This window comes from Fibrobacter sp. (genome assembly GCA_024398965.1).
Lineage (GTDB): Bacteria > Fibrobacterota > Fibrobacteria > Fibrobacterales > Fibrobacteraceae > Fibrobacter.
Genome location: JAKSIF010000001.1, coordinates 177404 through 189312, shown reverse-complemented (window position 1 = coordinate 189312; position 11909 = coordinate 177404). Strand labels below are relative to the sequence as shown.

The 11909-nt window shown below is 49.9% G+C and carries 11 protein-coding genes; 6 read left to right on the top strand and 5 right to left on the bottom strand.

The features are described 5' to 3' along the window. Positions 1-16: 16 nt before the first annotated feature. Both MJZ26_00740 and mltG read right to left on the bottom strand, forming a co-directional pair. Positions 17-1354, bottom strand: a complete 1338-nt coding sequence (locus MJZ26_00740; protein ID MCQ2104294.1) for an MATE family efflux transporter — start codon at positions 1352-1354, stop codon at positions 17-19. A 193-nt stretch (positions 1355-1547) separates the two neighbouring features. Further along, entirely contained in the window at positions 1548-2558 is a 1011-nt protein-coding gene (gene mltG, locus MJZ26_00735; protein MCQ2104293.1) for an endolytic transglycosylase MltG, read from the bottom strand. A 96-nt stretch (positions 2559-2654) separates the two neighbouring features. On the opposite strand from mltG, the gene MJZ26_00730 reads away from it, so the two are divergent. The 6 genes from MJZ26_00730 to MJZ26_00705 all read left to right on the top strand — a co-directional run bounded on the left by MJZ26_00730 (position 2655) and on the right by MJZ26_00705 (position 8418). Continuing rightward, positions 2655-3092, top strand: a complete 438-nt coding sequence (locus MJZ26_00730) for a hypothetical protein (protein MCQ2104292.1) — start codon at positions 2655-2657, stop codon at positions 3090-3092. 228 nt (positions 3093-3320) lie between these two features. Next, positions 3321-5951, top strand: a complete 2631-nt coding sequence (locus MJZ26_00725) for a cellulase family glycosylhydrolase (protein ID MCQ2104291.1) — start codon at positions 3321-3323, stop codon at positions 5949-5951. Between the two features lie 84 nt (positions 5952-6035). Continuing rightward, positions 6036-6749: an AzlC family ABC transporter permease gene (locus tag MJZ26_00720; protein MCQ2104290.1), complete on the top strand. Its 714-nt coding sequence runs from the start codon at positions 6036-6038 to the stop codon at positions 6747-6749. Further along, positions 6746-7066, top strand: coding sequence for an AzlD domain-containing protein (locus MJZ26_00715; GenBank protein MCQ2104289.1), 321 nt, complete (start codon positions 6746-6748; stop codon positions 7064-7066). The genes MJZ26_00720 and MJZ26_00715 overlap by 4 nt, the downstream gene beginning before the upstream one ends. Positions 7067-7073: 7 nt before the next feature. Continuing rightward, entirely contained in the window at positions 7074-7853 is a 780-nt protein-coding gene (locus MJZ26_00710; GenBank protein MCQ2104288.1) for a hypothetical protein, read from the top strand. A gap of 79 nt (positions 7854-7932) precedes the next feature. Beyond that, positions 7933-8418: a hypothetical protein gene (locus MJZ26_00705; GenBank protein MCQ2104287.1), complete on the top strand. Its 486-nt coding sequence runs from the start codon at positions 7933-7935 to the stop codon at positions 8416-8418. Between the two features lie 58 nt (positions 8419-8476). Here the strand turns inward: MJZ26_00705 and MJZ26_00700 are convergent, their stop codons facing one another. From MJZ26_00700 to MJZ26_00690, 3 genes are all read right to left on the bottom strand, one after another. Further along, the gene (locus MJZ26_00700; GenBank protein MCQ2104286.1) at positions 8477-9862 is read right to left on the bottom strand and encodes an MATE family efflux transporter; all 1386 of its coding nucleotides are present in this window, start codon (positions 9860-9862) and stop codon (positions 8477-8479) included. A 78-nt stretch (positions 9863-9940) separates the two neighbouring features. Beyond that, positions 9941-10825, bottom strand: coding sequence for a GGDEF domain-containing protein (locus MJZ26_00695; protein MCQ2104285.1), 885 nt, complete (start codon positions 10823-10825; stop codon positions 9941-9943). Between the two features lie 133 nt (positions 10826-10958). After that, positions 10959-11891 carry an Rpn family recombination-promoting nuclease/putative transposase gene (locus MJZ26_00690; protein ID MCQ2104284.1) on the bottom strand — a complete coding sequence of 311 codons (933 nt, stop codon included), beginning with the start codon at positions 11889-11891 and terminating at the stop codon, positions 10959-10961. Positions 11892-11909: the final 18 nt, after the last annotated feature.

The following is an 11909-nucleotide window of genomic DNA, read 5'->3' as shown; positions in this document are numbered from 1 at the left end:
CCCCGTAGCGGTCAAGCTAGACAACTCCCAGTTCTTTCCACTTGCCTCCGCGCCAGCGAATGTAATTGACGATGGAGCGATAGAATTCGTCTGCTGCCATGCCGAGCCAGATGCCGGCAAGGCCTAGCTTTAATCCGAAACCAAGAAGTAGTGCAGTCCCGAGGCCACAGGTCCACATCATGGTAGAACCCACGATGGCGGGGAACTTGGAGTCGCCAGAGGCGCGAAGAGCTGCGGTCAATGTCATGTTGGCGGCCTTGAAGGGTTGCAATGCCACATCGCACCACAGGCAGATTTTTCCAAGGTGCTGAATCTCTGGGTCAATGCTGTAGAAGGACATTAGTTCTGTACCAAAGAAAGCTACAACGATGGCGACGATAAGGCTGCTGGAACAGCCGGCTGCAAGACTCTGGTGGAGGCGTCTGTTCGCCTTGTCAAAATCGTGGGCGCCGACCAGGTGGGCCACAAGAATCTGGTTTCCGCTGCTAAGGCCTACGCTGAGAATCACCGCAAGCATGGCAAAGTTGGCGCTGAAGATTCTTGCGGTCATGGCGGTAATGCCCAGGTGGACGATGATGGCGGTAAGCACTACCTGGAAAATTTGAAAGCTGACGGGTTCAATGGCAGCGGGAACACCGATGCGGATCCAGTCCGGAAGGATGACTCTGGAACGCTTAAAGTCTGTGCTGCGAACCTTGTGATGAATCTTGTAGCGTAGGATGACGTAAAGAACGATGCTGGAGATAAGCCAGGATAAAAGCGTCGCGAGGGCAACGCCCTTCACGCCCATGCAAGGCAGGCCAAAGTAACCATTCAGGAAGATGACATTCATGATGGCGTTGGCGACGATGGTGATGATGTTTCCAATCAGGTTCCAGCCGGTGAGCCCGTGGGTTGCAATCAGGGAAGTGAGGGTTGTCTGCAGGGACCTGAAAGCAAAGCCGAAGGACACGATGTACATGAAGTCGTAGCCGTACTTGGCAGCGTCTCCGGTAAGCCCCATCCAGCTGACGATGTTTCCCGCTAGGGGGATGGTAATAAGCATGATGGCTACACCAAGAAGGATACTTCCCAGCAGGACCATGGTCTGGGTGGTTCCTGCCTGCCTAGGACGTTCTGCTCCCATGAACTGGGAGGCGATACTTGCTCCCGCCTGGGAGAAGGCGGTGATGGCCATGAAGATGGCTCCAAGGATTGGCCCGAGGGCTCCTACGCCGGCGGCAGCGGTTTCGGAAGTACGTGCAAGGAACCAGCTGTCCATCATGGGCTGGCAAGTAGCAATGCCGAAGGTAATGAACAGGGGCCAGGAGAGACTCAGGAGGGAGCGATCTTTGACTTGCACTTTGGGTCGCATATAGGGCCTACTTAAATTTTTTGACAATTTTAGAAATGGGTCCGAAGTCCTGCTAGATGTTTTCACGTATTAAGTGGTTACAGGAATATCCAGAAAAATAGATCGGCACAACGCTCGACAAAAAAGGACAGCTTGTTCTGGCCGTCCTTGAATCAAAGATCATGAATGGGAGTTCGACGCTTTTCTCTGAGCCTTACTTTTCGCCGCGGTTCTTGGCGGCCACGTCCTTGTACTTGTTGTGGTCTGCCAGGTTACTGCTGAAGAAGTGGGTCATGGATCCGTCGTCCTTGGCCACGAAGTAAAGAGCTTCGGTCTTGGCCGGGAAGAGGGCCGCCTCGATGGCCTTGCGACCGGGGTTGGAGATGGGGCCGGGCATGAGACCCTTGAACTTGCGGGTGTTGTAGGGACTATCGCTGTTCAGTTGGCTCTTGTAGATGGGACCGGTCAGGTTCTTGAAGATGAACCTCACGGTGGGGTCGGCCCCCAGGGGCATGCCGATACGTAGGCGATTATGGAATACGCCTGCAATCTGGGGACGTTCGCTGGGGATGCCGGTTTCCTCTTCGACCACGCTGGCCAGGGTCAGCACGCGATGCCAGTTGCCCAGAGTCTGCCACATGGAGCCGGGCTTGCCCTGGAATTCGTCACGGACCTTCAGGTTGGCGGCAACCATCTGCTTCAGGATGGTTTCCTCGTTAGCATCAATGGGGAAGGGGTAGGTGTCTGGCAGCAGGTATCCTTCCAGGCTGTTTGCCTCAAGGCCAAGACCGCGGGCGAACTTGGGGTCCTGGACCAGGGCGTTCCAGCGGTCCTCGTTCAAGTCGGGGAAAGCCTTCTTCAAGTAGGCGGGAATCTCCCAGCTGGCTCTACCCTCGGGAATAGTAACGCGCTTTACCGCATTCTTGCCGCTTTCGATGATGGAAAGAACCTGGGGAAGGGTCAAGCCGGCCGGAATTTCAAACCAACCGGCCTTCAAGGACGGGTTTGTCTTGCGGACAACAAGCTTAAAAGCCAGTTCGTCGGACCAGATTCCGTTCTTCTGCAGGATCTGGAACACCTTGGTGGGGGAGCTGCCCTTGGGCACTTCCAGGAGCACAGTTTCCTTATTTTGGGCTGTTTCACCCAGTCTAGACTGGATATTTTTGTATACAAAACCCGCCGTAAGGGCCAAAATTACCACGAAACAAAGTAAAATCTTCTTCATAGGCCAAAAATTTAAAAGAAAAAATACCGAAATGCAAAAATAAAAGGTATATTCCTATTGCATTTTGAAAATTTACCCTGTTTCTAAGGAAGAGATATGAAAAAGGTATTGGTGATTGCTCTCGCTTTGATGGTCAGCGTTTCTTTCGCAGCTGGCAAGAAAGTGAAGTCCAAGTTGGGCGATGTGGACCTGACTAAGGAAAAAGACGGCGGTGCCGTTGTCTGTACCGCAGGCTTCAATGATGAATTGACCATCGTCAAGGAAGGCGATACCGAAGTGCTCGTTAAGGGTTCTTGCGGTCAGGGTTGGGTACCCAAGTCCAAGATCGAATACGTCGCTCAGGCTGCTGGTGATAAGTCCATGCAGATGGAAGGCGTGGACGTGGTCGGCTGGCTCGATAACCCGTCTGCAGTGTTCGTGTTGGAAAACGATGACCTTGACTTCGACGGTGTGAACATCGACCGTGACTTTAAGGAATACCTCCAGCATACCATGGACCGTGAACAGATGGAAATGCACAACAACGAAAACTAATTAAGGGAATCCGAAAAATCCCTATCAAGAGCTCTGCGAGAACCGCAGGGCTTTTTTGTATTCTGGATGCGGTCTTTTTGCGATTCTTTTTTGTGATGAAAGTCACGAACTGCCTGTGTGGTTACTGCCGTAACCTAGGGTAAGTATTTAATATGATGCACCCCTCTTTTGGTAAATGTATTTTGAGAAAAAAATTGATTGGGTTTGGGAATCATCAAGAGAGGAAAAATGTTTGGTAAAAATGTATTAGGTCTAGGAATCCTGTCCCTTAGCCTTGCCTCTATGGCCTTTGGCCGAGTAGGTCCTGTGAGCCAGTATGGCCAGCTGCAGGCTGGTAAAAACTCCAGTGGCAAGGGTCAAATTTATGGCGCCTGTAAGGGCGTTACTTCCGGTAACGAAGTGCAGGTTCAGGGTATGAGCCTTTTCTGGAGCATTTCCAGTGACGTGGGAGCTCCTTTCTGGACTGCAGACTATGTGAATGGTCTTGTTCAGAAGCAGAACATCCAGATTATCCGCGCACCCATGGGTGTTGATGAAGACTGGGGTTCCGGCAACTACTTTACCAACAAGGGTTACTACCAGGGCCTCATGAACACTGTTGTTCAGGCTGCAATTGATAATGACATTTATGTGATTATCGACTACCACTCCCACAAGGCTTCCGACAATGTCAACAACGCTAAGGATTTCTTTGGCTACATGGCCCAGAAGTGGGGAAAGTACGACAACGTCATTTTCGAAGTTTTTAATGAGCCGATTTCCCAAAGTTGGGGTACCATCAAGACTTACGCAGATCAGGTGATTTCTGAAATTCGTAAGTACTCCGATAACTTGATTGTTGTTGGTAACCGTTCCTGGGACCAGTATCCTAACGACGCTATTTCTAGCCCCATCAACGATAAGAACGTCGCTTATACCTTCCACTACTACGCAGGTTCCCATTACACCGGCAGTGAAGGTGCAAATGCTGTCCAGGCTATGAACGCTGGCCTTTCCGTGTTCGTTACCGAATGGGGTACAGTTGACGCTTCCGGTAACGGTGGCTACAACAGCGGCAATAGTGCAACATGGCTTTCTTGGATGAACCAGCACAAACTTTCCGGTGCAAACTGGTCTGTTTCTAACAAGAATGAATCAGCTTCCTATTTCAGTGGTTCTGCATGGAACTACTCTGAAAGTGGCCAGTGGGTAAATACCAACATCTTTAGCAAGTTGCCTAAGTCTTACTCTGCATGTTCTGCTGGTGGCAACACTCCGGCATCTAGCAGCTCTGTGGCAAGTTCCTCCAGCTCTCTGCCGGCAGGTTACACTGATTATATTGATGACTTTGAAGACGGCGACTCCTTGGCATTTACCGGTGGCATTTGGTATGCCTATACCGACAAGGACGATCTTGGTGGCTCCACAATCACCAATACTCCTAATAAGGATGCTAAAGGAAATTCTGGCTACGATGTAGTTGTCAATGGCGATAACAACACCAAGGGCATGGGTGCCATTACTGGTATCAAGCTTGTTCAGGGTGAAAATAAGTATGAACCGTATGTTGCTCTCGGTTTGAAGCTCAATGCTGACGAATCTGCATACGACCTGTCTAGTTGCAAGACTATTTCCTACAAGTATAAGGGTGCTGCCCATAACTTTAAGGTTGAAGATACCGCAGTCAAGGATTACGCATTCCATCAGATTTCCAAGCTTGCTTCCACTTCCTGGACTCAGGTGAATGTTCCTTGGGATATGCTGAATCAGCCGTCCTGGACAAAGGATGAAGTGACTCTTTCTCAGAAGCGCATTGCAAAGTTCACATGGGAAGTGAAGGGCGACCTTAAGGGAACTCAGCCTTCTCCCAACTACCTCGACATTGATGATGTCCGCTGCGACGGTATGGCTATTAAGCCTGTTGTTGCAACGCCTGCAAGCTCCAGTTCTTCTGCCAAGTCTTCCTCCAGTTCTGCAATTCGTTCTTCCAGTTCTGTGGCAAGCTCCAGTAGTGCGAAGTCTAGCAGCAGCGTAGCATCCTCCAGTTCCAGCAAGCCTGTAAGTTCTAGTTCTTCTGTTTGGTCTTCCTCTAGCTCTGCAATACCTTCTTCCAGCTCTGTGGCAAGTTCCAGTAGTGCAAAGTCTAGCAGTAGCGTAGCATCTTCCAGTTCCAGCAAGCCCGTAAGCTCTAGCTCCAGTGTTGCTGAAGCTTTGAATATCTCGGGAGACCTGGTTCAGACCGTTGCCAAGAATGATGAATTTGGTACAATTACAATTACCGGAGTAAAGTCCTTTACTCGCGATTCCTACAACGCATACTTCTTGACAGCAAATGTTACCAACGGCACTTTGACTGTTTACGGAACAGTGCCTCAGTACTTCCAGAGTGGCACGACTACAGAAAAGTTCTCTGTTAATGGCCAAACTGTTAAAGTTGAATTGACTGTTGTAGATGCGCCTAAGGTAGAATCTTCTTCTAGTTCTGCAGGAATCAGCTCGTCTAGCTCACAGCCGGAAGTCTCCAGCTCAAGTGAACAGCCGGAGGAAAGTTCTTCCAGCAGCGAGCAGCCGGCAGAAAGCTCTTCCAGCAGTGAAATGACGGAAGATAGTTCCAGCTCCAGCGAAGATGATTATGACATTCCTCTTGTTGCTAAAGAAAATGTTGATATGAAGTTGTCCATGGTCGTTTCTGGCCGAGACCTCCATCTCTCTGGTGCAACCCTGGTGAATGTGGATGTATTTGACATGCAGGGCCGTCCCATGGCAAGCTTCCGCAATGTTCAAAATAGCGTCTCTCTGGAAAGCCTTTCCAGCGGTAGCTATATTGTCCGAGTTCGAGCTGGTTCCAATAACTTGGTAAGGCGCGTAACACTCAGATAAGCATTCGTTTAAAATTCCTCTAAGACAAGAAGCTCGTTAGGAAACTGGCGGGCTTTTTCTATATATCTTTCCTATATTTGGCCCATGACTTTTTCAAAAGGTGTAAAAGATGGCCTTCCCATTGGCGTTGGGTACTTTGCAGTATCCTTTGCCTTTGGAATCAATGCCGGCGCTGCACTTCAGTCCTGGTTCCTGGCAACTTTTATCTCTATGACGAACGTGACGTCTGCAGGCCAGTTTGCAGGGCTCAAAATTATGGCTTCTGCAACGGGTACCCTGGTAGAAATGGCTGTGGCAAGCCTTTTCATCAATCTGCGTTACTCACTTATGGCGATATCCTTGTCCCAGAAGGTTTCTCCAAGCTTTGGTACTGCCAAGCGCCTGCTTTTGGCCACCGGCATTACAGACGAAATTTACGCTGTGGCCATGAGTCAGTCAGAACGAGTGAACCCGCTTTATTTCCTTGGCTTGATGACGTTGCCGTACTTGGGCTGGAGCGGCGGTACCTTGACTGGCGCGGTCTGTGGCCAAATTCTTCCGGACATCGTTGTGAATGCCCTGGGCGTTGCTCTCTATGGCATGTTTATCGCCATTGTTGTTCCTCCCATGAAGTCTAGCCGGCCTGTACTGATTGCAGTGCTGATCGCCATTGTCATGAGTCTTGGATTTTTCTACTTGCCCGTATTGAATTCTGTAAGTAGCGGTTTTGCCATCATCACTTGTGCGGTTGTTGCATCGTTGCTTTGCGCAGCTCTTTTCCCCGTGAAGGATGCCGAAACTGCCGGAGGTGAAAAGTGATCGATCTCAAAACCTATTTCCAGTTTCTTGCGGTGATGACGGTTGTAACCTACCTGTTGAGGGCGGTCCCCTTTGTGCTTTTGAAGAAGGACCTCAAGAGCCCCTTCTGGAAATCCTTCCTGGCTTATATTCCCTACACGGTATTGAGTGCCATGACGGTACCTGCCATATTCTACGCCACAAACAGCAGACTTTCTGGAGCCCTGGCCTTGGTTACGGCAGTGATTGCATCTTTACTTGGCCGAGGACTTGTTGTGGTAGCCATTGTGGCCTGTGTGACGGTTCTTGGCGTAGATAGTCTGGGCACTTTGCTGTAGGTTCAATATGTTGCCGGAACAGTGGAAAAAAATAAATGAACTTTGCGATAGGCTTTCTAAGGTCACTTACGAGAACCTGACGAAAATTATCCGTCTAGACCAGACGGGAAGTTCCTCTGCAGCACAGAAACTTGACGACAGTTTCCAGAACGATGTGGACGCCTGGATGGGCGGTGGCACCTGCTTCAGCATGACTTGGCATTTGTACCAGGCATTGCGCGATATGGGTATGAAGCCTCGCTTGGTTATGGGCCATAAGCGTAAAGAACGAAATATCCATTGCGCATTGATTCTCCCGGACGATTCCTCGGACGTTATGCCGCTGTCTCAAGAATACCTTTTTGATCCGGGTTACTTGATTTTTGAACCTTTGCCGATTCCCCTGCCTCCGCCTTTTGGAACAGGAACAGCGTTCTTCCCGTTGGTTCCCAACTGCGTCCGCCTGGATCGCCCTAATATGGAATCCATGTCTCTGTGGACGGGTGGTGCTGGCGCACCCATGAAGCTCCGCTTTGACTATCCTGTGGAGGGAGTGTCTGTGGAGGAGTTCAAGCAACACTGGAATGAAAGCTTCTACCGCGAAATGATGAACTATCCGGTATTGAACCGCCTGGATCGCGAAAAGGGTATACAGTATTACTATCAAAAGGGCAATCTGGTTACTCGAGATGCAAATGGCTCTCACATGGAAAAGATTGAATCCGTTGCCCAGGTGGAGACCTTGAGTCGTATTTTTGACATTTCCCCGGAAATCGTGGAAAAGGCTCTTGGTATTCTTAGTAGATAAATGGGCAAAATCAAGATTTTGTTTTGATATTTTGTTTTTAATAGTTATATTCCCAATAGAAATCAATTTAGGAGTAGTTATGAAAAAGATTCTTGCTGCATGCGCTGCTATTATTACCATGGCTCTTGTTGCCTGTGGTCCTTCCAAGCTTGAAATTCAGGAAATGTCTTCCCAGTGCGATGTCGTGGTTGAGGTTCGCCAGGTATTGAACGATTCTATTAGCTTGTTCGTGGGTAACACTTTGTACCTGAATGCAAAACAGGTTGTGGCAGATGACCTCTATCCTTTGCTGGTTAGCACCCGTGATCCGGCTGAACTCGAAAAGCCCACTGCAACGGATATCATCAATAGTGACGAGGAATTGTTGAATTACCTGCGTCGAGTTTCTCCTCAGATGGTTCAGATTGGTTTGGTGATTGGTGAAACCGCTGCTAACGAAATCGGCTTCGAGGAACCGGAAACCGTTTCCAAGATGACTGCAATCTTCAAGAAAATGGGCGGTGGCACCATGGTTCTGTTCCACGAAAAGAGTGGCGAACTGACCGACGCAAAGAAACTGTACTAATATAGACGTTGATTGTATTTTTAAGGTGGCTTTTTTCGTAGGTATTTTTTCTTCAATCTTATTTCATCTTTTTCCATTCACGGCTTAGCATAAATAAGCCGATGAATGCAGTTCCTACATCGGCTACGGGCTGTGCGTAAAATACGCCGGCAAGGCCGAGGAAAAGGGGAAGAATCAGCAAGAAGGGAATAAACAGGATTAATTGACGGCAGGCGTTCAAGAACATGGAGCGACCTGCCTTTCCTGTACCTTGGAAGAAACTTCCAGGAATCATGCCGCAGGGTACCATAAAGATAAAGCAGGTAAAGCTGCGAAGCGCCCAGGCGGCCACCTCCTGCATCTTGGCGTCCCCGGGAGCAAAAGGAGCCACGAAGGCTTCTGCCTGCCATTGCACCAAGGCCCATGCCAGAATCATGAATCCCATGGCGTAGATAAAGGCGAACTTGACAACTCCCTTTACGCGGGAATAAAGCTTTGCGCCGTAGTTATAGCCGGTAATGGGCTGGGTTCCGTTGACGAATCCAAGAAGGGGGAGTACGACAATAGAGACAATGCTGTTCAAAATGCCGAAGGCAGAAATTGCCATATCGCCGCCAGACAGGGTTTCCGTGGATTCCAGATTCTGGTTTCCGTAAGTTGTAAGGCTCCATGCAAGAATTGCATTCATCAGGCTATTGCAAATCTGCATTACGGAAGGAGGCAAACCCAAAATGTAGATCTTACGAACGTAGGGCCAGCGCAACTTCATGTAGCGGCGGTTAATCTTGATGGGGGTGGTCTTCTTCAAGAAGAAGTGGGTGATTAGAATGCTGCTTACAAGCTGAGAGCAGATGGTTGCCCAGGCCGCTCCTTCGATACCCCAGTTGAGTTTCATGATAAAGATGTAGTCCAAGATCACGTTGGTCACGGCACCGATGATTTCTCGGAACATGGCGGTCTTGGGATGCCCCATGGAACGTATAAAGTGGTTCATGCCCGGGGCTACCGTCTGGAAAATGGCTCCAAGCAGGATAATACGCATGTAGCTGCTGGCCACAGGCAGGGTCTGGTCGCTGGCGCCAAAGAGTCGAAGCAACGGCTCCATGAAGATTTCACCGAAGGCGAATGCGCCAACGGCCATGATAATGAGCAGCAAGAAGGCGTTGTTCAGGATAATGGCTGCCTGCTGGTATTTCTTTTCCCCAAGACGGATGGAAAACAGGGTGTTTGAACCAACGCCCACAATCATGGACATAGCCATAATGAACAGGGCGATGGGGAAGCAGAGTGTAATGCCAGCAATACCGACGCTGCCTACACCCTGACCGATAAAGAAACGGTCTACGATATTATAAAGGGCGTTGACCACCATGCTGATGATGGCGGGAACGGAAAATTGCAGCACCAGCTTTGGAATGCTTGCAGTTCCGAATGAATTAAGACGTTCTGAATGTAACTGAGTCATTTCGGCGCCCAAATTTAGAAAATGGCACTGCCACCGGCAATGCCATTGAAATCTTGTCTGTAACGATTCTGTTGAGGTTTACGCAGTAGCCACCTGGTTACGGCCGCCTTCCTTGGCAACATAGAGCATCTTGTCGCATTGGGCGATCATGTCTTCGATTTTACCAATATTGGCGCCTTGCCTGCTGCAAAGGCCCAGGGATATGGTAACCGGAATAACAATGTCGTTCCAGCAGAAACGATGTTTTTCTACGGCGGCGCGCAGGCGCTCGGCGCTCTTCTTTGCGTCTTCGGGGCTAATGCCTGCTAAAAGCAACACGAATTCTTCTCCGCCGTAACGGGCCAGCAGGTCGGATTCTCGTTTTTCTTCCTTGAGGAGGCGGGCGATTTCCTTGAGGACCATGTCTCCGCATTGATGACCCCAAGTGTCGTTGACTCGCTTGAAGTGGTCTGCATCCACCATGATGGTGTGGACGAAGTAATCGTTGCGGCGTGCCAGGGCAAGTTCTCCAAGGCTTCTGTCCATAAAGGTGCGGCGGTTGCTGATCTTTGTCAGCGGGTCCATGGTGGCGGCTTCGTAAAGTTCGCGGTCAAAGGCCTCTTCGCTAGGGTCCTTGAAATCCACTTTCAGAACCATCTTGCCGATTTGCAGGCGGTTGTCGGAATCTAGCTCCATGGAGTCTACGGGAGAGCCATCAACGAAGGTCCCGTTGGTGCTGCCAAGGTCCTTGACAATGACCTTGGTTCCGTCGAAGGTCAAGGAACAGTGCTTGCGGCTCACCAGTTCGTCGTCCAGCTTGATGTTGGCGTCGGTTCCGCGGCCAAGAATGACTGTTCCTTTTTCCAGGGGAATCTGCTTGAACAGGTTCTGGGGGTATAGGACGATCAGATGGGGACGCATCTCCACGGCGGGAAACTTGATGGTATTGCTACCTGTTGCGATAGTCTGATCCATATCCTGCATAATAGACTCCAAATTGCAGCAGAAAATCTAACAAAAAAGGCTCCAGGCACGAGGCTCCAGACCCTAGAAAAAACAGTAAAAAAACGCTCGGGGAAATCTGGGCGTTTTTTGCTCAATGACCGAGATAGCTTTCTTACTTTTTAGCTGCGATTTTGTCCGCTAGCTCCTGCACTTTTTCAAGAGGCAACTTGAGAACTCGTGCAACGCGTTCCACAGGATCATTATCCCGAAGAAGCGCTTCTGCAGCACTAAGCTTGGCTTCTTCACGGCCCTCGCGGCGGGCAGTTCCGATGCGTGTGCTGATTTCAGCTTCTGTGACCATACCTGTTGCAATCTCCGTGATAAAGTTCTTCTCGAGGGCGTTCACCGCCAGACGGCTGTAAACATCCGCTATGACGGGATCCTTCGTTTTGGGGGCATCCTTCGCAGAGGCCATCTTGGTGAAAAGCTCCAGCCATTCCGTCTCGGCAGTGTTCAGGTTCAAGACCTTCGCATCCACCTTACTCAAGTCGATTACAATATACCTTTTTTTATCATATACAGGCAAGGCGCCGGGATCACCGATGCTAGAAAAGCGGAAGAGGCCCAGTTCCTCGCGGTAGCTTTTGCAAAAGCTAACCGGGAAGTTGCAAATCCACACGCTGTAGGTTGTAGGCATCAGATAGGGATGGTCTTCCTTCTCGGCCTCGGTGCGCTGGCTGTCAAAGTGAATCTTCGACTCGATGGAAAGCTGGTCCGCATAAAGTTCCACACGGTCCGTAAAATCCTCGTGAGACGCCCGCTGCATCTCCAGGTCCACGAACTCATCGTTGTTGAGCTTGGCGTGTACATCGAAACGGACCTCCTCCGAATCGATTGCAGAAGTCAGCGTCGATGCAGGCTTCTTGCGTTCGATGCTGACGATCTTGCGCTCTTCGGGCAGGTGCAGAATCGCATTCAGAAAGTGAATCAGCGTAACGTCCTTCGAAAAGATTTCCTTGAAGACCTTGTCCCGGGTCGGGTCCAGGAACGCATGCTGTTTAATGATCTCGACTTGTCTTTCGACTTTTTCTTCAAAAGTTGCCATTATAATTCCAAAACGGGA